Genomic DNA, 24,302 nt, shown 5'->3' with positions numbered 1-24,302 from the left:
GCCGGCGGACCGGGCGGCGTAGCGCGAAGGGGCCGGCATCAGAACTCCAGCCGCTCGCGCCGGCCCAGCCGCATCACGACGGCCGCGAAGAGCATGGTGACGATGAGCAGTCCGACGCCGATCGTGGTCGCGTAGCCGGCCTGGGCGTCGCGGAAGGCCGTCTGGTAGACGTACAGCGGCAGGACGGTGGTGGAGTAGTCGGGCCCGCCGGGCCCGACCGTCATGACCTGTACGGCGGTGAAGGCCTCCACCCCGAGCGCCAGGATGCCCATGTAGACCCAGCCGGACTGCACGGTGTCCCAGAGCAGCGGAAGCGTGATCTTGAAGAACGTGGTGATGCGGTTCGCCCCGTCGAGCAGGGCCGCCTCGTAGAAGTCCTTCGGGATGGACGCCATTCCGGCGGAGAAGAGGACGACGAAGAACCCGACCGTCGACCAGATCAGCACCACCATCACGCAGTAGAGCGCGAGGTCGGGGTCGCCGAGCCAGTCCGGCTGGAGGCTCTTGAGCCCGACCGCCTTCAGCGTCTCGTTCAGCATTCCGGACGACGGGTTGAACGCGAACTGGAACAGCAGGGCCACGATCACGATCGACAGGACCTGCGGGAAGAAGTACGCGATCTTGTAGAACGAGGAGCCCCGCACACCGGCGACCGCGGCGCTCTTGCGCCGACGGCCACCGACATTGAGCATGAAGGCGAAGAAGAGCGCGAGGCCCAGCGTCACCAGCGGCAGCAGCAGCGCCAGCAGCACGCTGTGCTGCAACGACTTCCAGAAGATGTTGTCGTCGAGCATCCGACTGTAGTTGTCGAAGCCGACCATCTTGAAGTCAGGGCTCAGCCCGGTCCAGTCCGTGAACGAGTAGTAGATGGACTGGGCGAAGGGCCAGATCACGAAGATGGCGTACAACGCCAGTGGGGCGACGAGGAACCCCACGATGAAACGGTACTTGCCGTGCTGCATCGCTTACCGACCCCGGTTTCTGAGCGGGTGCCGCCGCTGGTGACGGTGGCTCACTGGTGCTTGTAGTGCTTGACGGACTGGTCCTTGGCCGCCGCGTCCGCGAAGGCCTGGATCTTCTTGATGGTCTCCGCCGGGGTCGCGCGGCCGGCCATCATCTCGCCGATTCCGGCGATGCCGATCTGCTCCTTCTGGAGCTTCACGTACCAGTCCTGCAGACGCGGGTTCAGCACGTTGTCGCCGGCCGTCTTCAGGACGTCGACGCCGGACTGCATGGCGGTGGAGAGCGTGAGGCCGTCGGTGCCGCCGTTGAAGGCGCTGAGGGACTTCACCGACTTCGTGAAGTTCTTGGAGGACTCCTCGCTGAGCATGATGCGCAGCTGCTCCATGCCGCCCTCGGGGTTCTTCGCCTTCGCCGGGACGACGAACGGCTCGCCACCGGAGGCCCACAGGGTGCCGAAGGGCAGCTTGTCGGACGAGTCCAGGCTGGACGGGGCGCCGACCATCATCTTGAAGTCCTCCGGCGTGGTGGGCGCGGCCTCGTTCTCCACCCACGAACCGTTCGGGATGAACAGCGCCTTGCCCTTGGTCCACTCGGTCTGCGACTGGATGTGAGTGAGGCCGGGCGTGCCCTTGAGGATGTACCCCTTCTTGAAGAGCTCGTAGTACGCCTCGAAGGCGGCCTTGACGGCCGGGTCCTTCCAGGCGTTCGGCTCCAGGTTGTCGATCTTGTCGAGGACCTCGCGGCCACCGATCTTGCCGATGAAGGGGTAGAGCGAGAACGGCAGGTAGTACGGGTACTTGCCGGGGTAGGTCCAGCCGGCGATGCCCTTCTTCTTCGCCTTCTCGCACAGCGCGAGCATGTCGTCCCAGTTCTCCGGGTACGTCGCGTCGAGCTTCTCGAGGTTGGTCTGCGAGTACCAGACGCCGTAGACCGTGTACGCGTAGTACATGATCCAGACCGGGTCGCCCTCGAACTGGCCCATCTCCAGGACACCGGGGCGCAGCGTGTCGCGGACCTTCTTGGCCGGGTCGTCGTAGGACGGGGCGTCCATCAGCGGCGTGAGGTCGGCCAGCTGCTTCTTGCCGACCAGGACACCCATGTCCATCTGCTCGGCGCCGGAGTTGTCGATGAGGTCCGGCGGGGTGCCGCCGTTGAAGCGCGGCTGCAGCGTCGACTGGATCTTCTCGGTCGCGGCGTGCTTGACCTTGGGCGCCTTCGGGAAGGCGGTGTTGTACTTCTTCTCGGCGTCGATGGCGTACTGCTCGCCGAAGCCACCGTTGAAGATGACGACCTCGAGGGCGGCGGTCTCGTTGACACCGAGCGGGTTCTTCGCGCTCTTGGTGCCCTTCTCGACCTTCTCGTCGCTTCCGCTGTCGCTGCTCGCGCAGGCGGACAGGAAGCTCATCGTCGGAACAGCGATCAGGCCGAGTGCGGCAGAACGCTTGATCAGATCGCGACGGCCAAGGCCCTCATTCGTGTGGCCTGAGGTGGATCCCATGCTCAAGTCCTCGCCTTCTCCAGGACTCAGGCGGTGTACCGGTCACCCGTCGTGAATTCGCCTCAGGCGAAGGGTCCCGCCACCGCGGTCAGTTGCGCTCGGGTCGTGCAGATTGCGGTTTACCAGATGCCGTGGAGGAGTTTTGGGGACCGTACAGCAGGCCGCCTTCGCGACCCACGCACGCACCCCCTCCCCCGTGCCCGCGTGCCGTTGTGAAGCGGCTGTGCAGACGCCGACAGGTATAGTCCACTTCCCGCCAACTGAGCAAGATCGAATGCATGGTTGAGCGGCAGTCTTTCCCGAGTTGAGACCTCACGGACACCTCGGCACCGCGCGCCCTCACGCGGATGCACCGTTTCTCGCAATACGGTCGAACCACCAGGGCGGCCCCGTGCAACACCCTTGACACACTCGGTCACTTGGCTCCCTACTGGAACACGTATCCCATGATGACAACGTTGTCCAGGCATGCCCCTCCGGGAGGAATGGCTCCGTATGCAGCCCCTACGTGGTCCCCAGCAAGGCTCGCGCCACAGACAAAGCCGCTCGGCCGCGGTCCTCGCGGCCTCTCTCGTCCTGACTCTCGCGGCACCCACCGCGGCCCTCGCCCAGCCTTCCGGCGCCGCCAAGAAGCCTTCCGGCGATCTGTCGTTCAGCTCCTCCTTCGAAACAGATGAAAAGCAGCCGGACTGGCGCAATACGGTTGAGGAGGGGGCGGACGGAAAGAAAAGGGCGTCGGGTGTCGACGGCGGATTCTCCGCCGGAATACCGGGCAATGTCACCGATCAGGTCACCGATCTGCGCGCCAGCGACGAGAACACCGCCGGCGGCGAGGTCAAGGAGAACCTGACCGACCTGGAACCCGGCAGCAAGTGGCTGGCCTTCGAGACCACCGGATGGGTCGAGTTCGACCTCGCCGCGCCCACCAAGGTCGTCACCTATGCCCTGACCTCGGCCAACGACCACGCCGAGCGGGACCCCAAGGACTGGACCCTGAAGGGCTCCGCCGACGGCAAGACGTGGACGGACCTGGACACCCGCACCGGCCAGGCGTTCACCGGGCGGCTCCAGACGAAGTCGTACGACTTCACCGCGGACAGGACCTACCAGCACTTCCGGCTGGAGATCACGAAGAACAACGGCGCGTCCGACGCGCTCCAACTCGCCGACGTGCAGTTCTCGAACGGGGACGCCTCCACCCCCGCCCCCGACGACATGCGCACCCAGGCGGACCGGGGCCCCTCCGGCTCCCCCACCGCCAAGCAGGGCGCCGGCTTCACCGGCAGGAAGGCACTGCGCTACGCGGGCACGCACAAGCCGGACGGCCGCGCCTACTCGTACAACAAGGTGTTCGACGTCGACACGGCGGTCACCAAGGACACGCAGCTCTCGTACCTGGTCTACCCCCAGATGAACGAGACGGACCTCGACTACCCCGCGACGCACGTGGCGGTGGACCTGGCCTTCACCGACGGCACCTATCTGAGTGAGCTGAAGGCCACCGACAGCCACGGCGGACCGCTGACCCCGCAGGGCCAGGCGGACGCCAAGCGGCTGTACGTGAACCAGTGGAACAAGGTCGCCTCGCGCATCGGCTCGGTGGCCGCCGGCAAGACGGTCGACCGGATCCTGGTGGCGTACGACTCCCCCAAGGGCCCGTCGAAGTTCCAGGGCTGGATCGACGACATCTCGATCGCCCCGAAGGCCCCGGAGAAGCGCAAGGCCCACCTCTCGGACTACGCGTCGACCGTGCGCGGCACCAACTCGAGCGGCGGTTTCTCGCGCGGCAACAACTTCCCCGCGACCGCGGTCCCGCACGGCTTCAACTTCTGGACCCCGGTCACCAACGCGGGCTCCACGAGCTGGCTCTACGACTACTCGCGCGGCAACAACGACGACAACCTGCCCACCCTGCAGGCCTTCAGCGCCAGTCATGAGCCGAGCCCCTGGATGGGCGACCGCCAGACCTTCCAGATGATGCCCTCGGCGGCCTCCGGCACCCCGGACGCCTCCCGCACCGCCCGTGCGCTGCCGTTCCGCCACGAGAACGAGACGGCGACCCCGCACTACTACGGCGTGACGTTCGAGAACGGCCTCAAGGCCGAGATGACGCCCACCGACCACGCGGCGCGGATGCAGTTCACCTTCCCCGGTGACGACGCGAGCCTCGTCTTCGACAACGTCTCCAACGACGGCGGTCTCACCCTCGACGCGAAGTCCGGTTCCTTCACCGGCTACTCCGACGTGAAGAGCGGCGGCTCCACCGGCGCCACCCGCCTCTTCGTATACGGCTCCTTCGACGCGCCGGTCACCGACAGCGGCAAGCTGAAGGGCGGCGGCGGTGACGACGTCACCGGCTTCTTCCGATTCGACGCGGGCAAGGACAAGAAGGTCGGCCTGCGGCTGGCCACCTCGCTGATCAGCGTCGACCAGGCGAAGAAGAACCTCGCCATGGAGCTGCCGGCGAGGACCTCCTTCGACAAGGTGCGGAAGAACGCGCAGAAGGCCTGGGACAAGATCCTCGGCAAGGTCGAGGTGGAGGGCGCGAACGCCGACCAGCTGACCACGCTCTACTCCAGCCTGTACCGGCTCTACCTCTACCCGAACTCGGGCTTCGAGCAGGTCGACGGCAGGTCCACCTACGCGAGCCCCTTCTCGCCGCAGACCGGGGCAGACACCCCGACCCACACCGGCGCGAAGATCGTCAAGGGTGAGGTGTACGTCAACAACGGCTTCTGGGACACCTACCGGACGACCTGGCCGGCGTACTCCTTCCTGACCCCGAAGCAGGCCGGCAAGATGGTCGACGGCTTCGTCCAGCAGTACAAGGACGGCGGCTGGATCTCCCGCTGGTCCTCCCCCGGCTACTCCGACCTCATGACCGGCACCAGCTCCGACGTGGCCTTCGCCGACGCGTACGTCAAGGGTGTCGACTTCGACGCCGAGGCGGCTTACGACGCGGCGGTCAAGAACGCCACGGTGACCCCGCCGTCCTCGGGCGTCGGCCGCAAGGGCATGGACACCTCGGTCTTCACCGGGTACGCCGACACCTCGACCCACGAGGGCCTCTCCTGGTCGCTGGAGGGCTACCTCAACGACTACGGCATCGCGCAGATGGGGCAGGCGCTCTACAAGAGGACGAAGAAGGAGCGCTACAAGGAGGAGTCCGAGTACTTCCTGAACCGCGCGCGGAACTACGTCAAGCTCTTCGACGACAAGGCCGGCTTCTTCCAGGGCAAGAAGGCGAACGGCGACTGGCGCCTGCCGTCCGACCAGTACGACCCCCGCGTCTGGGGCTACGACTACACGGAGACCAACGGCTGGGGCTACGCCTTCACCGCCCCGCAGGACAGCCGGGGCCTGGCCAACCTCTACGGCGGCCGTGACGGTCTCGCGAAGAAGCTGGACACGTACTTCTCCACCCCGGAGACCGCCGGGCCCGAGTTCGTCGGCTCGTACGGCGGCGTGATCCACGAGATGACCGAGGCGCGCGACGTGCGCATGGGCCAGTACGGCCACAGCAACCAGGTCGCGCACCACGCCACCTACATGTACGACGCCGCCTCGCAGCCCTGGAAGACCCAGGAGAAGGTCCGCGAGGTCCTCGGCCGGCTGTACACCGGCAGCGAGATCGGCCAGGGCTACCACGGCGACGAGGACAACGGCGAGCAGTCGGCCTGGTTCCTCTTCTCCTCGCTCGGCTTCTACCCGCTGGTCATGGGCAGCGGTGAGTACGCCATCGGCTCGCCGCTCTTCACGAAGACGACCGTGCACCTGGAGAACGGCCGCGACCTGGTCGTCAGGGCTCCGAAGAACAGCGCGACGAACATCTACGTCCAGGGTCTGAAGGTCAACGGCAAGAGGTGGAACTCCACTTCGCTGCCGCACGACCTGCTCGCCAGGGGCGGGGTGCTGGAGTTCGACATGGGCTCCGAGCCGTCGGCGTGGGGCACGGGCAAGGACGCGGCCCCGGTCTCCATCACCAAGGACGACAAGGTGCCGACACCGAAGGCCGACGTGCTCAAGGGAGCCGGCGCCCTCTTCGACGACTCCTCCGCCACCTCGTCCACGGTCGAGACGGTCGACCTGCCGGTCGCCACGGGCACGAAGGCGGTCCAGTACACGCTGACTTCGGCCACCGCGGCCAAGGCCCCGGCGGGCTGGGTGCTCCAGGGATCTGCGGACGGGAAGTCCTGGAAGGACCTCGACAAGCGGTCCGGCCAGACGTTCGCCTGGGACAAGCAGACCCGGGTGTTCTCGGTGCGCGCGCCGGGGACGTACACGAAGTACCGGCTGGTGAGCGCGACGGCGGCGACGCTGGCGGAGATCGAGCTGATCTCCTGACCGCCTGATCCGCACACCGCTCCGCACATCGGGGGCGGACCACCCGCAGACGCGGGCGGTCCGCCCCCTTCGGCGTGGTGCGCCGCGTGCCCTCACCGGTACGGCACCGGGCGCGCGGTGGCTCCGGTCACGGATGCCACCACAGCTCTCGCCCTGGACCTCGTGCCGGCCGCTGCCACAGGCTGCGCTCCAGATCGGCCTGACCGGCCGCCGACGGACCGGCACCCGTTCCGCTCCAGAGCCACTCGATATCCGTCTTGGGCCAGTCAGGGGTCTTTTGCGCGCTTTTACGGTGTCCTTACAGACTCTCTCGATGATCCATGTCATCCCTTATGCGATCAGGTGATCAGTACGACAATCATCTCGGCTCGAAGGGGTCCAGCATGCGCATTTCCGCTTCCGTCCGCTCCCGCACCGCCCGCACGGGTGCCAAGCTCGCCGCCGCAGTAGCGGTCGCGAGCGTCGCCACTCTGGCCGGCGCACCCGCCGCGTTCGCCATCGGCGAGAGCGGCGACATCGACGTCCGCTCGGTCAGCTGGCACTCCCGAGGCGACCGCGACGGCGTCGAGGTCTGCCAGTTCGCACTCGTGGCCAACAACTTCGACGCGCTCCCGTTCGTCACGTGGACGATCACCGAGCAGCCGCCGACCGTTCCCCCGGGCGACACGCTCACCGCCTCCCTGCCGCTCATCCAGGGCAAGGCCCGCAGCCAGGAGTACCTGCTCCCCGAGGGCACGTACCAGCTCACCTGGCTGGTCCCCGGTGCCACGCCGAAGCAGAAGAGCTTCGAGGTCGACTGCGCCCAGCGCGGCCAGGGCGGCGGCCGTGCTGACGGCGAGCGCGGCTCGTCGTCGGCGTCGGGTTCCGAGAAGGGCGGCGAGAAGGGCGGCGAGAAGACCTGGGAGAAGCCGTCCGGCGCGGTGCCCGCGGGCGGCGGCGGCGTACCGGAGATGGAGAACATCGGCTCCGAGAGCGAGTCCGGCATCGGGACCTCGGCCGCGCTCGTGGCCGGCGCTGCCGGTATCGCGGGACTGATCGTGGTCCGCCGATCCGCACGCCGCCGTGCCCGTAACGAGGCATAGCGCGCGCGGCCGACGGCGACGACGGGGGCCGAGCCGCGCATGCCGGCTCGCGATGACCCTCGGTGTGACCTTCTCGCTGGTGACCGGCGTCGTGTGGGCGAGTTCGGACTCGCCCGAGGACGCCTCGTCGGTCACCGCCGCCCGCGGCAGCGACGCCGCGGGCGGCGAGGCGCCGCCCTTCCGGAGGGCGCCGCACAAGCCTCAGGAGAAGGTTCCCGCCTCGCACGCCCCACTGGTGCACTCCCGGCCGGTGAAGGTCGCCATCCCAGCGATCTTCATCGAGGCCCCGGTCACCGGCCTCGGCCTCGACGCGAAGGGCCGCCTGGGCGCCCCGCCGCTGACGAAGCCCAAGCTGGTGGGGTGGTTCCGGAAGGGGCCGTCCCCCGGGGAGGCGGGAACGTCCCTGCTCGTCGGCCACCGGGACACGGCGACGGGACCGGCGATCTTCCTCAACCTCAACGCCCTGCGCCGCGGCGACACGGTGAAGGTCAGCCGGGCCGACAGGAGGGTCGCGGTGTTCACCGTCGACAAGGTGAAGACGTACACGAAGGACAAGTTCCCGGACGAGCAGGTGTACGGGCCCACCGGCCGCCCGGAGTTGAGGCTCCTGACGTGCGGTGGACGCTTCGACAAGAAGAACGGCTACTCGGCCAACGTCGTCGTGTTCGCCCACCTCACGTCACTCGGCAGGAAGGCGGCCTGATCACGCCGCACGGAACAGGCCGGTACCTCGGGGGCGAGGTACCGGCCGTTCGTGCGCCGGGTCGGTGCGTCGAGCGGCTCAGCCCACCCTGCAGCCGATCTCCAGGCCGGGATCCGGGGCGCCTCCGGCGCTGACGTAGCCGAAGGTCGTCGATTCACCGGGGTCCAGCGAACCGTTCCAGTCCGTGTTGTGGACCATCACCTCCTGCCCCTGCGCCGTCATGGCTCCGCTCCACAGACTCGCGACGCTCTGACCGGCCGGCTGCGTCCACTGCGCCATCCATCCGAGCATGGGCACCGTCCCGGAGTTGGTGACCTTCACCTCGGACTGGTAGCCGCCGCTCCAACTCCCGGTCGTGCTGCGGGTGGCGGTGCAGGCGCCGGGCGGGGGCTCGGTCGGCGTGGTGGAGGAGCCGTCCTTGACCCCGGTCACCTCTCCGTCGCCACCGTCGAACACGACGTCGGAGCAGGAGTAGAACGTCTCCTGGCTGTCGGACCGCTGCCAGACCACGTAGATGACGTGCCGCCCGTCCTTGCCTTCGGGCAGGGCGCCGGTCCATTTGTAGTCGGCCTCGACGGTCCCCGGGCTGCCGTTCAGCGGCGGGTGGTCGACGGAGAGGAACGGCGACTCCTCCATGTCGTCCCAGGTGAGCGGCTGCGCCGGGTCGTACCCGTCCTTCGTGACGTAGACGTAGAACCAACCCGGGTGCGCGGCCCAGGCGTTGTACGAGAAGTCGATCGTCGCGCCCTCGGTCAGATGGGTCAGCGGCCAGTCCGTGCTCGGCGTGTTGAACCCGGTGAAGTTGGGGTTGCCGCCGCTGCACAGCTGCCCGTCGGGGACGAAGCCGCGCGTCCGGCCGGCGCCGTCGGAGCGCAGCACGGAGAACCAGTTGTAGAAGGGGGTGGTTCCGCTCTCCTGCGCCGCGGCCTTGCACGCGGGGTTGACCGGCTTGATCTCGCCGGTGTCGGTCAGCCCGTCCTGCCAGCACAGGAACGTGCGGCTGGCGGGCTTCATCGGGGTGCCGTGGGCTTCGGCCTTCTCGCCCGTGGTGACGACGAGTCCGATGGCGGGGACGGTGGCGAGGAGGGCGAGCAGGGTGAGGAGCAGCGCTCGTCGGCGGGTGCCCGCCAGTAATCGATGCCTGTCGAGACGGATCACGATGTACGTCCCTTCGCTGCGGTGCCGGTTGGGGCCGGAGTACGGTGCGAGTTTGGGAGCGCTCCCATGGGCGGAGGCTAGCGCCGACGCCACGACCTGTAAACGCCCCGGACCGGATCGCCTCGGCGGCGAAGGAGTTCTTGGCGCCATGACCACCGTGCCTGATCTGCGTACAGCTGCCTGGCGTAAGGCGTCCCACGGCAACGGCGACGGCGGCGAGTGCGTCGAGGTCCGCCGACGGCTTCCCCGGCCTCGTCCCCGTACGCGACAGCAAGGCCCCCGACGGCCCCGCGCTCGCCTTCGCCACCGCGCACTGGGCTCAGTTCGTCCAGGCCCTCAGGGGCGGCGCACTCTGACACCGGTCAGCGGATGGCGTCGAACAGCTTCTCCGGAAGCGCCATGTTGAGCGCCGTGACGACCGGCTTGTCGTGTTCCGTGCCGAGGCGGGAGACCGCACCCGTGGCGAGCTGGAACAGCTCACCACTCGCGGGCGTCAGCCGCAGGTAGCGCGCGGTGAGGACGCGCAGGAAGTGCGAGTGGGCCACCAGCGCGATGTCGGCCTCGCCGAGCCGGGAGGCCGCCGCCCGGACCTCCGCCAGGATCCGGTCGGCCCGGTCGCCCACCTCCTGCGGGCTCTCCCCCGGGTGCTCCTCGGGGCCCGGGGCCACTCCGTCGGTCCAGAGGTTCCAGTCGGGGCGGGTGCGGCGGATCTCGACCGTGGTGATGCCCTCGTACGCCCCGTAGTCCCACTCCCGCAGGTCAGGTGCCTCGCGGGGCGCGGTCAGCCCCGCCAGTTCCGCGGTACGGCGGGCGCGGAGGAACGGGCTGACCATGGTGAGCCCGATCTCGCGTTCGGCGAGGAGCGGGACCAGGGCGCGGGCCTGGCGCTCCCCGAGTTCGGTCAGGGGCAGGTCGGTCCAGCTCGTGTGCTGCCCGGACCGGGACCACTCGGTCTCGCCGTGCCGGATGAGGATGAGCTCGCCCATGGATACTTCCGCTCTGTGCGCCGTGCTCGTACGTGTGTGCCACAGGTGCCAACCTGCCGGCCAACGATCGCATTCCACCGCGCCCGGGGCGGGGCGGCTCGCCCGGGCAGGCGGCAGGACCGGGCACTCCGGCCGCCTGCCCGGGGCCTGGTCAGCGGCTGACAGCCGTCAGGCCGTGCCGCCGACGACCACCGTGACCGTGTACGGCCGGTCCGTGTCCGTCGCGACGCGGACCTCGCCGCCCTCGTGGACCACTTCGTACGTCGCGGCCACGGCGCCGGTCGGGCCGGGGACGGTCACCGTGCGGGTGAAGTCACCCGTGCCGGCGGGTGCGAAGACGCGCAGTTCGAGGCCGTCGAGCCACGCTCCGTCCGGGCGGGACTCGTCCGCGCCCAGCGCCAGGACCGCGCCCTGGCGGACCAGGAGCGGGAGGCTGTCGAAGCCGTGGGTCTCGCGACGCCAGGCGGGACCCGTGACCGTCTCACCGGTGAGGAGGTGGGTCCAGGCGCCCTCGGGGACGTAGTACTCGACCGTGCCGTCCTCCGAGAAGACCGGCGCGACCATGAGGTCCGGGCCCAGCAGGTACTGGCGGTCGGCCACGCGGGCGGTCGGGTCGTCCGGGAACTCCAGCAGCAGGGGGCGCATCATCGGGACGCCGGTGCGGTGCGTCTCGACCGCCGCGGCGTAGAGGTACGGCATGAGGCGGTGTTTGAGGCGGGTGAACTGCCGTGCCACGTCCACCGCTTCGTCGCCGAACTCCCACGGCACACGGTACGACGACGAACCGTGCAGGCGGCTGTGCGAGGAGAGCAGGCCGAAGGCGAGCCAGCGCTTGAAGACCGCGGGGTCCGGGGTGCCCTCGAAGCCGCCGATGTCGTGGCTCCAGAAGCCGAAGCCCGACAGGGAGAGCGAGAGTCCGCCGCGCAGGGACTCCGCCATGGCCTCGAAGGAGGACCAGCAGTCTCCGCCCCAGTGGACGGGGTACTGCTGGCCGCCGGCCGCCGCCGAACGGGCGAAGAGCACGGCCTCGCCCTGGCCGCGCTCCTCCTCGAGGAGCTCGAAGACGGCCTTGTTGTACAGGTGCGCGTAGTAGTTGTGCATGCGCTCCGGGTCGGAGCCGTCGCGCCAGACGACGTCCGTGGGGATGCGCTCCCCGAAGTCGGTCTTGAAGCCGTCGACCCCCTGGTCGAGCAGGCCCTTGAGCTTGCCCTGGAACCAGGCGGTGGCCGCGGGGTTCGTGAAGTCGACGAGCGCCATGCCGGCCTGCCACTTGTCCCACTGCCAGATGTCGCCCTCGGGGGTGAGGACGAAGTAGCCCTCGCGGGCGCCCTCCTCGTACAGGGCGCTCCGCTGCCCGATGTACGGGTTGATCCAGACGCAGATCTTCAGCCCCTTGTCCTTGAGGCGGGCGATCATGCCCTCCGGGTCGGGGAAGACCGCCGGGTCCCACTCGAAGTCGCACCACCGGTACTCGCGCATCCAGAAGCAGTCGAAGTGGAAGACGCTCAGCGGGATGCCGCGTTCGGCCATTCCGTCGACGAAGGAGGTGACGGTCGCCTCGTCGTAGGAGGTGGTGAAGGACGTGGTGAGCCAGAGCCCGAACGACCACGCGGGCGGCAGTGCCGGGCGGCCGGACAGCGCGGTGTAGCGCGCCAGGACGTCCTTGGGGGTGGGGCCGGCGATGACGAAGTACTCGAGCGTCTGGTCCTCGACGCTGAACTGCACCTGTCCGACGGCCTCGGAGCCGACCTCGAACGAGACCTTGCCGGGGTGGTTGACGAAGACGCCGTAGCCACGCGAGGAGAGGTAGAACGGGATGTTCTTGTAGGCCTGTTCACTGCTGGTGCCGCCGTCGGCCTGCCACATGTCGACGACCTGGCCGTTCTTCACGTACGGCGTGAAGCGCTCGCCGAGACCGTGCACGGTCTCGCCGACACCGAGGGCGAGTTGGGCGAGCATGTGGTGCCCGCCGCCGTCGACCGTGGCGAACGCGCTGCCCTTGCGGCCGGCGGAGGTCAGCACCCGGCCGGCCTCGTCGAGGAACTCCAGGCCGAAGGCGCCCTCGGTGGGCAGGCGCAGGGTCAGCGGGCCGCTCACCAGCTCGGCGCGGGCGCCCTCGGTGCGGGTGGTCGCGGCCGAACTCGCGGCGGCGCCGGGCATCTCGAAGTCGGGGCCCCGGCGCCGCCTGCCCGCGTGGTGGGTCAGGCGTACCGCGATGACGCCCTCGGCCGGCGCGTAGGCGTCCACGGTGATCAGCGGGGCGTTCAGCGTGTCGCCGCGCCGCTGGACGCGCTGCACCGCGGCGTAGGCGGCGAGGCGGTCGTCGTCGAGGCGGACGTCGCGGACTTCGGTGGCGTACGAGGCGTGCACACCGGTGCGCAACTGCCAGAAGCCGTCGGTGAACTTCATGGGGGTGGTCCTTAGCCGGTCGGAACGTGCGGAGGTGCTGGACTGCTGGGCTCCAGGGTGCCCGCGGGAGGCGCGGCTGCGGGTCGTCCCGATTTTGATCGTACACAAAACAAATGCGAGCGACAGGGCTGGTACGTGACGGGAATCCCCGCATTGCCCGAGTAGTCGCACGGCCATGACCGGGCCTGAATCCGCGCCGTTGGCGCCACGTGACGGACACGTCACGGAAACGGTCTGGAAACCATCGACGAGATGACGTATTAGTACTGCAAGCAAACAAATTGGCCGATCGATGGAGGGGTCATGCCGGTCCGACCCGCGACACGAGGCATCGCGCCCGCCGCCGCGGTGAGCGGCCGACGGCGGTCGCGCACCCCTCATCCCTCCCCGCACGGACACCGCCGGATTCACGCAAGGGCTTGACGAGCATCCCGTGGGAGCGTTCCCATGGGCCCCGGCCTCCCCCTCTCACCGCAAGGGCACACCGTGACAGAACCATCCCCGGACGGGCGGACCGGACGCCGCAGCCGCCGTACCAGGCGGATCGCCGTCCCCCTCACCGTCGTCTCCGCGATCGTCGCCGGCAGCGTCCTGTCGGGGTGCGGTCAGCAGCGGGACGAGGACGTCTTCACCGTCATGAACTCCTCGACCGACGAGTCGTACCACCGCTGGGACGGCGACACCCTCGCGCGCTGCAGCAAGGAGCTCGGGGTCACCATCGAGCAGCAGAGCGTGCCGGCGGCGCAGCTCATGACGAAGGCGCTGCGGATGGCCTCCTCGAAGTCGCTGCCGGACGTGCTCCAGCTGGACGCCTCCGAGATGCCGACGTTCGCCGAGGCCGGCGGGCTGATCCCGCTGAAGGACCTCGGGCTGACCACGACGGACATCCCGGACGGGATCGTCGACTTCGGCTCGTTCGACGGGAAGTACTACGGGGCGGCGCGCACGGTGAACACCCTGGCGCTGTTCTACAACAAGGACACCCTCGACAAGGCCGGCCTGGAGGTGCCCACCACCTGGGCCGAGATGCGGTCGACCGCCGAGAAGCTGACCCAGGGCAAGAGATACGGACTGGCGCTGAGCGCGGGCGGCGCGGAGGACGGTGTCTTCCAGTTCACCCCGTTCATGTGGTCCAACGGCGGCGACGAGTCGAAGCTCGACACCCCCGAGGTCGCCGGCGCGCTGGACTACTGGAAGGGCCTGCTCAAGGACGGCTCCCTCTCCAAGTCCACGGTCAACTGGACCCAGGCCGACGTGAACGACCAGTTCATGGCGGGCAACGCGGCCATGATGATCAACGGCCCCTGGCAGGTCGAGACCCTGAACGCCAAGAAGGGTCTCGACTGGGGCATCGCCGAGATACCCGTCCCCGAGGCGGGCGACGACTCGGTAGGTCCGCTGGGCGGCGGTGTGCTGACCGTGCCCAACACCGGTGACAGCGAGCGCGAGAAGACGGCCGCGAAGATCATCGGCTGCATGTCGGGCGAGCAGGAGCAGATCACGTACGCCCTGAACAGCTGGATGGTCCCGGCGAACACCAAGGCCGCCGCCGTGTGGCGTACCAAGGCCCCGGAGCTGGCGGCGCTCGCCGGGCAGGTCTCGACGGCCCGCTCCCGTACGGCGAAGGTCGGCGCACAGTGGTCGTCCGTGTCGCTCGCCCTGCAGAGCGCCTTCCAGTCCGCCCTCACCGGCGAGTCCAGCGAGGCCGCTCTGAAGCGGGCCCAGCAGCAGGTCACGAGCGGGAACTGAGGTCACCGAACATGTCATCCACCACGGCCTCGGCCGCCACACTCCCCTCCGACCCGAAGGCCCCGGCGGCCGGAGCGGTCGGCAGGCCTGTGAACCCTCGGAGCACCAGGCGGCGCAGGACGCTCGCCCAGTGGGGGTTCGTCGCGCCCGCCGTGATCTTCATGGCGCTGTTCTTCGGCTATCCGCTCGTCCGCAACATCGTGATGAGCTTCCAGGACTACTCTCCGTCCACGTTCTTCACCGGTGAGGCGCCGTTCAACGGCACCGACAACTGGAGCAACGTCTTCAGCGACGGGCTGTTCGGCAAGGCACTGTGGCAGACGGTCCTCTTCACCGTCGGATCGCTCGTCGGCCAGTTCTGCATCGGTCTGGCGCTCGCCGTCTTCTTCACCCGGCGCTTCCCGCTGAACGGCATCCTCCGCTCGCTGATCCTGCTGCCGTGGCTGGTCCCCATGGTCGTCTCCGGCATCGTCTGGCGGCGCATCTTCGACCAGGACACCGGTGTCCTCAACTCCTTCCTGGGCACCGTCGGCCTGCCGGGCGACACCCCTTGGCTGACCAGCACGAGCATGGCGTTGACCTCGGTGATCCTGGTGAACATCTGGATCGGCATCCCGTTCAACATGGTGATCCTCTACGGCGGCCTCCAGGAGGTCCCCAAGGAGCTGAACGAGGCCGCCGCGCTCGACGGGGCGTCGGCCTGGCGTACCTTCCGCTCGGTCACGCTGCCGATGCTCAAGCCCGTCATCACCGTGGTGCTGGTGCTCGGCTTCATGTCGACGGTCAAGATCCTCGACCTGGTGCTCGCCCTCACCGACGGCGGTCCCGCCGACTCCACGCAGACGCTCGGCACGCTGACGTACCAGAACTCCTTCGTCCAGATGGACTTCGGGGCCGGTGCCGTGGTCGGCAACATCCTGATCCTGATCTCCGCCGTCTTCGCGGTGTTCTACCTGCGGGTCAACCGCAACGAGGGGAAGTGACCGGCATGGCGACCACCACCCAGATCCCCGCCGCCCCGGCTCCGGCCGCCGTCCACCGGCCGAGGCGCCGCTGGGGTGCGACCGTCTTCGGCCTCGCCGTCCTCGCCGTCATGCTGTTCCCGCTGTACTGGATGATCAACACGGCGCTGCAGCCGGACGCGAGCCTGGTCGACGTGGGCCCGGTCCCGACGGGCCTCGACTTCTCCGGCTTCGCCTCGGCCGTCACGGACCAGGGCGCCAACCTGCTGACCTCGCTGGCGGTCGCGCTCGGCGCGGTGGCCATCTGCCTGGCGGTCTCGGCGCCCGCCGCGTACGGGCTGGCGCAGTTCAGGCTGCGGGGCGGCAGGACCATCGTCTTCGGCACGCTCATCACGCAGATGGTGCCGGGGATCGTCATCGCCAACGCGCTGTACAGCGCGTACGTGGACCTGGGCCTGGTGAACTCCTACTTCGGCCTGATGCTGGCGGACGCCTCGCTCGGCATCCCCTTCGCGATCGTGCTGATGCGCTCGTTCATGGTGTCGATCCCCCGCGAGGTCGTCGAGGCCGCCGAGGTCGACGGCGCGGGCCGCCTCCGCACGTTCGTCCAGGTCGTCCTGCCGATGAGCCGCAACTCCCTGATCACCGCCGGACTGTTCTCGTTCCTCTACGCGTGGAGCGACTTCATGTTCGCGCTCACGCTGAACACCACGGACGACGTCAAGCCGATCACGCTCGGCATCTACCAGTACATCGGGGCCCACGTCGGCGACTGGGGTTCGGTCATGGCGGCGTCCGTGCTCTCCGCGGTGCCGGCGGCGGTCCTGCTCGTCCTGTCCCAGAAGTACATCGCCGCCGGGATCACCGGCGGCTCGGTCAAGTAAGGGTTTCCATGACTGACTTCCCGGTCTTCCCGCCCGGATTCGTGTTCGGCGCGGCCACGGCCTCCTACCAGATCGAGGGCGCCGTGGAGGAGGACGGCCGCGGCCCGTCCATCTGGGACACCTACAGCCACACGCCCGGCAGGACGGACGGCGGTGACACGGGTGACGTCGCCTGCGACCACTACCACCGCTATCCCGAGGACGTGGCGCTGCTGCGCGACCTGGGCGTGGAGTCGTACCGCTTCTCGATCGCCTGGTCGCGCGTCCAGGCCACGGGCGGCGGCGCCGTCAACCCCAAGGGGCTGGACTTCTACTCCCGGCTCGTCGACTCGCTCCTCGACGCGGGTATCGAGCCGGCCGCCACCCTCTACCACTGGGACCTTCCGCAGGCCCTGGAGGACAGGGGCGGCTGGCGGGTGCGGGAGACCGCGGAACGCTTCGGCGAGTACACGGCGATCATGGCCGAGCACCTCGGCGACCGGGTGCCGCGCTGGATCACCCTCAACGAGCCCTGGTGCAGCGCCTTCCTCGGCTACTCGGTGGGCCGGCACGCGCCGGGCGCCAAGGAGGGGCGCGGGGCGCTGGCCGCCGCCCACCACCTGCTGGTCGGCCACGGCCACGCGATGGAGGCGCTGCGCGCGGCGGGCGTCCGCGAGGCGGGAATCACACTGAACCTGGACCGCAACGTCCCGGCCACCGAGTCGGACGCCGACCTCGCCGCGGTCGTGCGGGCGGACACCCAGCACAACCTGGTGTGGACCGAGCCGCTCCTCGCGGGCCGCTACCCGGCCACCGAGGAGGAGACCTGGGGCGAGCTGATCACCGGTCAGGACTTCCGCCGCGAGGGCGACCTCGAGCTGATCTCGCAGCCGATGGACTTCCTGGGCATCAACTACTACCGGCCGATCGTGGTCGCCGCCGCCCCGCACCACGAGGCGGACCCGGCCCTGCGCGTGGCCACGGACAACCGGTACGCGGAAGGTCAGTACCCGGACGTCCGCAGGACGGCGATGGGCTGGCCGGTCGTCCCGGAGTCGTTCACCGACCTGCTGACCGCGCTGAAGCAGACGTACGGCGACGACCTGCCGCCGGTGCACATCACGGAGAACGGCTCGGCCGAGCTCGACGGCGTCGAGGCGGACGGTTCCGTCCACGACGCGGACCGGGTGGAGTACCTGCGCACCCACCTGACGGCGCTGCGCGCGGCGATGGACGCCGGTGTCGAGGTACGCGGGTACTACGTCTGGTCGCTGCTGGACAACTTCGAGTGGGCACTGGGCTACGCGAAGCGGTTCGGGATCATCCGGGTCGACTACGACACGCTGGAGCGCACACCGAAGGACAGCTACCGCTGGTATCAGCGGCTGATCGCGGCGCACCGGGGCTGACCGCCGCCCGGGAGGCGTACGCGGGCACGCTCAACGCGCCGCGTACGCCGCCGGGTTGTCCATCACCTCGTGCACCACCCGCGCCGCCGCTCCCCGGGCCGCGTCGCCGGACAGGGACGAGGCCCGCAGGCTGCTGCCGTTCTCGTGCCAGCGGCCGGAGACCACCCGGGCGGTGAGCTGGGCGTCCGCGGGTGCCTCGAGCCACGGCATCAGATTGCGGTAGATCCCGCCGAGTACGACCGCCTCCGGGTCGAAGAGGTTGACCGCGCCGGCCAGGACGACGCCCAGCCGGTCCCCCGCCTCGCGCAGCGCGGTGACGGCCCGCTCCTCCCCGTCGGCGGCCCGCTGCTCCAGCTCGGCGATCCCGCGTACGCCGGTGTCCGGGTCGATCCCGGCCGCCCGCAGCAGCGCCGCCCGGCCCGCGTACTGCTCCAGGCAGCCGTGCGCGCCGCAGCGGCAGAGCGGGCCCTCGGGGTCGACGACGACGTGCCCGATCTCGCCCGCGAATCCGTGGGCGCCGCGCAGCATCTCGCCGTTGACGACGAGCGCGCCGCCCACCCCGGTCTCGCCGGTGAGATAGAGGAACGTGCGTACGTCGCCGAGCCCGCCGAACCACAGCTCGGCGAGGGCCGCCAGGTTGGCCTCGTTGTCCGAGCCGACGGCGAGTGCGCGTCCGGCCGGGCGCAGTGTGCTGAGCGCCTGGCCGAAGATCCCCTCGGCGGCGACCCGGCTCCAGCCGAGGTTGGGGGCGTGTCTGACGACGCCGCCGGACACCAGGCCGGGCAGGGCCAGCTCGACGCCCACCACGCGCAGTTCCTGCTCCCGGGTGGAGGCGATGACCCGGTTGGTGAGCCGGGCCGCGTGGGCGAGGACCTCGGCGGGCGGGACGTTCCGGTGGTCGGTGTGCTCGGTGACCCGGACCCGGTCGGTGCCGGTCAGGTCGACCGCGCACACCGACACGTAGTCGATGTTGATCTCCACGCCGAGCCCTGCCGGGCCGGTGCGGGACAGCTTCAGTACGGTGCCGGGGCGCCCGGCCGATCCGCTGGAGGTCTTGCCGGACTCGCTCAGGCAGTCCAGCGCGAGCAGCTCCTCGACGAGGGAGGAGACGGCGGCCCTGGTGAGCCCGACGAGGCTCGCCACCCGGGCCCGGGTGACCTCGCCCTCGTCGCGCACGGTCCGCAGGACGAGGCTCAGGTTGTGACGGCGCACGGACTCGTGTCCGGCCTTGGCCGCGGGCGAGGTGAGGGTGTTCTTCATCAGGAGCTGAGCCTAACGGCGAAGGGCCGCACCCCCGGGGTGCGGCCCTTCGCTCACTTCGCGGCCGTGGCCGGTGTTCCTAGCTGCGGATCAGGCTGCGCAGGACGTACTGCAGGATGCCGCCGTTGCGGTAGTAGTCCGCCTCGCCCGGGGTGTCGATGCGGACGACGCCGTCGAACTCCACACCCGTGTCGGTGGTCACCTTGACCGTGCGCGGCGTGGTGCCGTTGTTCAGCTCGGTGACGCCGGTGAAGGAGAAGGTCTCCTCGCCGGTCAGACCGAGGGTCTCGGCGGTGTGGCCCTCCGGGAACTGCAGCGGCAGGACGCCCATGCCGATGAGGTTCGAGCGGTGGATGCGCTCGTACGACTCGGCGATGACGGCCTTGACGCCCAGGAGCGCGGTGCCCTTGGCCGCCCAGTCGCGGGACGAGCCGGAGCCGTACTCCTTGCCCGCCAGGATGGCGAGCGGGGTGCCCGCGGCCTGGTAGTTCTGCGAGGCGTCGTAGATGAACGACACGGGGGCACCCTCGTCGGCCCGGGTGAAGTCGCGGGTGAAGCCGCCCTCGGTGCCCGGCGCGATCTGGTTGCGCAGGCGGATGTTGGCGAACGTGCCGCGGATCATGACCTCGTGGTTGCCACGGCGCGAGCCGTAGGAGTTGAAGTCGCGGCGCTCGATGCCGTGCTCCGTGAGGTACTTGCCGGCCGGGGTGTCGGCCTTGATCGCACCGGCCGGGGAGATGTGGTCGGTGGTGACCGAGTCGCCCAGCTTGGCCAGCACGCGGGCGCCGGTGATGTCCTCGACCGGGGTCGTCTCCATCGCCATGCCCTCGAAGTACGGGGGCTTGCGCACGTAGGTGGACTCGGAGTCCCACTCGAAGGTGTTGCCGGTCGGGATCGGCAGCGCCTGCCACTGGGCGTCGCCCGCGAAGACGTCCTGGTAGGACTTGTTGAACATGTCCTCGCCGATGGAGTTGGCGACGACGTCGTTGACCTCGGCCTCGGAGGGCCAGATGTCCTGGAGGAAGACGGGCTTGCCGTCCTGGTCGACGCCGAGGGCGTCCTTGGTGATGTCGACCTTCATCGAGCCGGCGATGGCGTACGCGACGACCAGCGGCGGGGACGCCAGGTAGTTCATCTTGACGTCGGGGTTGATCCGGCCCTCGAAGTTGCGGTTGCCGGAGAGCACAGAGGTCACGGCCAGGTCGTGGTCGTTGACCGCCTTGGAGACCTCTTCCGGCAGCGGGCCGGAGTTGCCGATGCAGGTGGTGCAGCCGTAGCCGACGAGGTTGAAGCCGACCTTGTCGAGGTACGGGGTCAGGCCCGCCTTGTCGAAGTAGTCGGTGACGACCTTGGAACCCGGGGCGAGGGTGGTCTTGACCCAGGGCTTGCGGGTCAGGCCCTTCTCGACCGCCTTCTTCGCCACGAGCGCAGCGGCGACCATGACGTAGGGGTTCGAGGTGTTGGTGCAGGAGGTGATCGCGGCGACGGTGACGGCACCGTGGTCGAGCTCGTACGTCGTGCCGTCGGGGGCCGTGACGGTGACCGGGTTCGACGGGACGCCGTTGGTGGCGGCCGGGGAGTCGGAGGCCGGGAAGGACTCCTTGCCCGCCTCCTCGTCGTCTGCGACGTAGTTGCGCACGTCCTGGGCGAACTGCGCCTTGGCGTTCGCGAGGACGATCCGGTCCTGCGGGCGCTTCGGGCCGGCGATGGAGGGGACGACCGTGGAGAGGTCGAGCTCCAGCTTCTCGGAGAAGTCGGGCTCGGCGGCCGGGTCCAGCCAGAGGCCCTGCTCCTTGGCGTAGGCCTCGACGAGCGCGACCTGCTGGGCGTCGCGGCCGGTGAGGCGCAGGTACTTCAGCGTCTCGTCGTCGATCGGGAAGATCGCGGCGGTGGAGCCGAACTCCGGCGACATGTTGCCGATGGTGGCGCGGTTCGCGAGGGAGGTGGCGGCGACGCCCTCACCGTAGAACTCGACGAACTTGCCGACGACGCCGTGCTTGCGGAGCATCTCGGTGATGGTCAGCACGAGGTCGGTGGCGGTCGTGCCGGCCGGGAGCTCGCCGGTCAGCTTGAAGCCGACGACGCGCGGGATGAGCATGGAGACCGGCTGGCCCAGCATCGCGGCCTCGGCCTCGATGCCGCCGACGCCCCAGCCCAGCACGCCCAGGCCGTTGACCATGGTGGTGTGCGAGTCGGTGCCGACGAGGGTGTCGGGGTACGCCTGGCCGTTACGGACCATGACCGTGCGGGCCAGGTGCTCGATGTTGACCTGGTGGACGATGCCGGTGCCCGGGGGGACGACCTTGAACTCGTCGAAGGCGGTCTGGCCCCAGCGCAGGAACTGGTAGCGCTCCTTGTTCCGGCCGTACTCCAGCTCGACGTTCTGGGCGAACGCGTCGTTGGTGCCGAACTTGTCGGCGATGACGGAGTGGTCGATGACCAGCTCGGCCGGGGCCAGCGGGTTGATCTTCGCCGGGTCGCCGCCGAGCTCCTTGACCGCCTCACGCATGGTGGCGAGGTCCACGACACACGGGACACCCGTGAAGTCCTGCATGATCACGCGGGCCGGCGTGAACTGGATCTCCTGGCTGGGCTGGGCCTGCGAGTCCCATCCGCCCAGCGCACGGATGTGGTCGGCGGTGATGTTCGCGCCGTCCTCCGTCCGGAGCAGGTTCTCCAGCAGCACCTTCAGGCTGTAAGGGAGGCGCGCGGAGCCCTCGACCTTGTCCAGCTTGAAGATCTCGTACGACTCGTCGCCCACGCGCAGCGTGCTGCGGGCGTCGAAGCTGTTCGCCGACACGACAGTCTCCTTCTTCAATGTGCGCGTCCTACCGCGCCGCGCCTCATGTGCGGCCGGCGCCGCCTGCGGCCCCCACCATCCGCTAAGGTAAGGATTAGTTAGGTAACCCTTACCGCGTGGCGGCTGCGGTGCGCCTCGGCAGATATCTCGATGTCGAGATAACTCTAGTACATCGCCGCCGCGCGGTCATGCCCGGGCACCCGTGACCGCTGCCATCCGGTCGAGGCGTCCGACGGCGAACCCGGCCGTTTCGGCCTCCGTGCAGGCGAACGCGGTTCCGCCTGTACAGCCCCGGCTCGAAGGACCGGGGCTGTAGCGGCGCCTGCGCGTGGCGAGGGCTCGGGCGCGACCAGGGCGTGAGGTGGGGAGCGCCGGACACCAGTGGCGCGGAAGTGCCTAGGGTCGCGTCCATGACGATGACCACGCCGCCACGCCCGCTCGATGTCGAGGCGCTGTTCCCGGAACTGGCAGCATTTCGCGGGACGACAACCCGGTTGCACCCACGGCCGGGCGATCCGGGGGTGTCGGACAGCTCCGTGGGCGGGCCGTTGCTGTGGCCGGCGGACGAGCCGTGGCCCGTGTGTCCCGAGGTGCACGGGCGCGGGCGGGGCCGGCGCCCGGCGGACATCCACCGAGAGCGTCGCGTACTGGCCGCCGCGTGGGCCCGTGACCGCCCCACGGACGAGGAACGGCTGCTTCTGGATGAGCTGCGTCATGAGCACCGCGTCCCGGGCATCACCGAATCCGCTCCGCTGCCGCTGATCGCTGTCGCGCAGTTCTACCGGCGGGACATCGCGGACCTGCCGGCGGGGCCGGACGGCAGTGACCTCCTCCAGGTGTTCTGGTGCCCCTTCGACAGGCACGGCGAGGGCGGGTACGGGATGTCCCTGGACCTGCGGTGGCGCCGGTCGTGGGAAGTGGCGGAAGTACTGACGGAGCCGCCGCGACCCGAGGTCGTGGGTTTTGAGGGGTACGTCGCGGAGCCCTGTGCGCTGCATCCGGAACAGGTCGTCACGTACCCGTTCGCCGGGCTCCTGCCCGAGGAGCTGTGCGTTCGGATCGACGCCTGGGAGGAAGGTCTCGAAGAGGCCCACGAAGAAGCGGAGGACGAAGAGCCCGAGCCACCCGCCTATCAGTACGACTTGTCCATTCCGCCCGGCTGGCGCGTCGGAGGGTTCGCATCCTGGCACCTGACCGATCCGTGCCCCATGGACTGCCGAACCTGCGCGACCCCGATGGAGCTGCTCGTCACGATCGACAGTTCGGAGTGGGACGGCGGCAGCGCGAGCTGGATTCCCCAGGAGGAGAATCGGACGGCACCGACGTTCCTGTCCGCAACCCCGACCGGGGTCACCGTGGGGCGTCACGGCGAGTTGAACATTTTCGCCTGCCCGATCGATCCCAACCACCCGCACCGCTGGAGCATCCAGTAGGTCCCGCGACAACCGCCGGTCAGCCGGAGCCGGGACGCAGCCGCCACCCCGCCGGACGCGGACGGGCCGCCGAGCCCGCTCCTGGTTCCGTCTCCCCCGCACATCCCGACGCAGGTGGTCGACGGGCGTGACCTCGCGGCACGGCTGGTCGACCGTGCGGAGAAGCGGACGACCGGAACGTACGACGCGGTCGGCCCGGGACACCGCCACCCGTCACACGCCTGCCGCCCCGCCCAGCTGCCGCCTGCCGCCCGGAACCGCGGTGCGCCGTTGGTCCCGACGGGCCCACACCCGTTCGAATTCTCGCGCATGACCCGGCCGGTTCGGGATACCCGTACCGCTGACACAGGAGGCGCAGATGCCGCTCACATTCCGCAAGAGCTTTCAGATCCTTCCGGGCGTCCGGTTGAACATCAACAAGCGCTCATGGTCCGTCACGACCGGTGGACGGAACGGCCCGAAGCGCACCACCAGCAGCACCGGTCGGCGCACCACGTCGATGGACCTGCCCGGCCCCTTCGGATGGCGGAAGACGACGAAGCGCAGCCGCCGCAGCTGACCTCACCCGTTCGGCGGAGCCCCACACGCCGGGCCGCCAGGCGGGCCTGATGCTTCAACCAGGCGCCCGCCTGCGGTCCGGCACAGTGCTGTCACCCGACTCGCCCACCCCGGACACGGCCTTC

Annotated in this window: 16 protein-coding genes and 2 pseudogenes; 11 read left to right on the top strand and 7 right to left on the bottom strand. The window is 69.4% G+C overall.

The genetic code is table 11. The annotated features are described in order from the left end of the window. Positions 1–38 precede the first annotated feature (38 nt). Positions 39–962, bottom strand: a complete 924-nt coding sequence (locus tag AB0I83_RS00265) for a sugar ABC transporter permease (protein WP_356534449.1) — start codon at positions 960–962, stop codon at positions 39–41. Positions 963–1,012: 50 nt separating this feature from the next. Continuing rightward, positions 1,013–2,461 (bottom strand): N-acetylglucosamine/diacetylchitobiose ABC transporter substrate-binding protein, encoded by a 1,449-nt coding sequence (gene ngcE / locus AB0I83_RS00260; protein ID WP_356534450.1) that lies wholly within the window; start codon positions 2,459–2,461, stop codon positions 1,013–1,015. A gap of 495 nt (positions 2,462–2,956) precedes the next feature. Between ngcE and AB0I83_RS00255 the strand changes: the two genes are divergently transcribed. The 3 genes from AB0I83_RS00255 (at position 2,957) to AB0I83_RS00245 (ending at position 8,590) form a co-directional block, all read left to right on the top strand. Beyond that, positions 2,957–6,805, top strand: coding sequence for a GH92 family glycosyl hydrolase (locus AB0I83_RS00255; RefSeq protein ID WP_363303023.1), 3,849 nt, complete (start codon positions 2,957–2,959; stop codon positions 6,803–6,805). A gap of 383 nt (positions 6,806–7,188) precedes the next feature. Next, positions 7,189–7,887, top strand: a complete 699-nt coding sequence (locus AB0I83_RS00250) for a hypothetical protein (protein WP_363303022.1) — start codon at positions 7,189–7,191, stop codon at positions 7,885–7,887. Between the two features lie 52 nt (positions 7,888–7,939). Beyond that, positions 7,940–8,590, top strand: a complete 651-nt coding sequence (locus AB0I83_RS00245; RefSeq protein WP_356534455.1) for a class F sortase — start codon at positions 7,940–7,942, stop codon at positions 8,588–8,590. Between the two features lie 78 nt (positions 8,591–8,668). Here AB0I83_RS00245 and AB0I83_RS00240 read toward each other — a convergent pair whose 3' ends face one another. Then, positions 8,669–9,748, bottom strand: a complete 1,080-nt coding sequence (locus AB0I83_RS00240; RefSeq protein WP_363303021.1) for a lytic polysaccharide monooxygenase — start codon at positions 9,746–9,748, stop codon at positions 8,669–8,671. A gap of 148 nt (positions 9,749–9,896) precedes the next feature. Here AB0I83_RS00240 and AB0I83_RS00235 point away from each other — a divergent pair. After that, positions 9,897–10,104, top strand: a pseudogene (locus tag AB0I83_RS00235) (DUF397 domain-containing protein). 6 nt (positions 10,105–10,110) lie between these two features. Here AB0I83_RS00235 and AB0I83_RS00230 read toward each other — a convergent pair. Next, positions 10,111–10,734: a histidine phosphatase family protein gene (locus AB0I83_RS00230; protein ID WP_363303020.1), complete on the bottom strand. Its 624-nt coding sequence runs from the start codon at positions 10,732–10,734 to the stop codon at positions 10,111–10,113. Between the two features lie 168 nt (positions 10,735–10,902). Further along, a complete protein-coding gene (gene yicI / locus AB0I83_RS00225; protein ID WP_363303019.1) occupies positions 10,903–13,143 on the bottom strand; it encodes an alpha-xylosidase in 2,241 nt (746 codons plus the stop codon). Positions 13,144–13,629: 486 nt separating this feature from the next. On the opposite strand from yicI, the gene AB0I83_RS00220 reads away from it, so the two are divergent. The 4 genes from AB0I83_RS00220 to AB0I83_RS00205 are packed head-to-tail and all read left to right on the top strand — an operon-like array spanning position 13,630 to position 18,126. Continuing rightward, positions 13,630–14,892, top strand: coding sequence for a sugar ABC transporter substrate-binding protein (locus AB0I83_RS00220; protein WP_356534467.1), 1,263 nt, complete (start codon positions 13,630–13,632; stop codon positions 14,890–14,892). A gap of 11 nt (positions 14,893–14,903) precedes the next feature. Continuing rightward, positions 14,904–15,875, top strand: a complete 972-nt coding sequence (locus AB0I83_RS00215; protein WP_363303018.1) for a sugar ABC transporter permease — start codon at positions 14,904–14,906, stop codon at positions 15,873–15,875. 5 nt (positions 15,876–15,880) lie between these two features. Further along, positions 15,881–16,738, top strand: coding sequence for a carbohydrate ABC transporter permease (locus AB0I83_RS00210; protein ID WP_363303017.1), 858 nt, complete (start codon positions 15,881–15,883; stop codon positions 16,736–16,738). A gap of 8 nt (positions 16,739–16,746) precedes the next feature. Beyond that, positions 16,747–18,126: a GH1 family beta-glucosidase gene (locus AB0I83_RS00205; protein WP_363303016.1), complete on the top strand. Its 1,380-nt coding sequence runs from the start codon at positions 16,747–16,749 to the stop codon at positions 18,124–18,126. A gap of 30 nt (positions 18,127–18,156) precedes the next feature. On the opposite strand, the gene AB0I83_RS00200 is transcribed toward AB0I83_RS00205, so the two are convergent. Together AB0I83_RS00200 and acnA are read right to left on the bottom strand one after the other, a co-directional pair. After that, a complete protein-coding gene (locus AB0I83_RS00200) occupies positions 18,157–19,386 on the bottom strand; it encodes an ROK family protein (protein WP_363303015.1) in 1,230 nt (409 codons plus the stop codon). A 79-nt stretch (positions 19,387–19,465) separates the two neighbouring features. Further along, a complete protein-coding gene (gene acnA, locus AB0I83_RS00195) occupies positions 19,466–22,186 on the bottom strand; it encodes an aconitate hydratase AcnA (protein WP_356534476.1) in 2,721 nt (906 codons plus the stop codon). A gap of 410 nt (positions 22,187–22,596) precedes the next feature. On the opposite strand from acnA, the gene AB0I83_RS00190 reads away from it, so the two are divergent. From AB0I83_RS00190 to AB0I83_RS00180, 3 genes and pseudogenes are all read left to right on the top strand, one after another. Beyond that, a complete protein-coding gene (locus AB0I83_RS00190) occupies positions 22,597–23,619 on the top strand; it encodes a hypothetical protein (RefSeq protein ID WP_363303014.1) in 1,023 nt (340 codons plus the stop codon). A gap of 66 nt (positions 23,620–23,685) precedes the next feature. Continuing rightward, positions 23,686–23,817, top strand: a pseudogene (locus AB0I83_RS00185) (oxidoreductase); the annotation flags it as partial. 160 nt (positions 23,818–23,977) lie between these two features. Continuing rightward, on the top strand, positions 23,978–24,178 hold the full coding sequence (locus AB0I83_RS00180; RefSeq protein ID WP_356534479.1) for a DUF4236 domain-containing protein: 201 nt from the start codon (positions 23,978–23,980) through the stop codon (positions 24,176–24,178). The last annotated feature ends 124 nt before the right edge of the window (positions 24,179–24,302 follow it).

This window comes from Streptomyces sp. NPDC049970 (assembly GCF_040660235.1).
Classification (GTDB): domain Bacteria; phylum Actinomycetota; class Actinomycetes; order Streptomycetales; family Streptomycetaceae; genus Streptomyces.
Note: the sequence above shows the minus strand (reverse complement) of the source record. Positions and strands in the feature narration are given on the sequence as shown.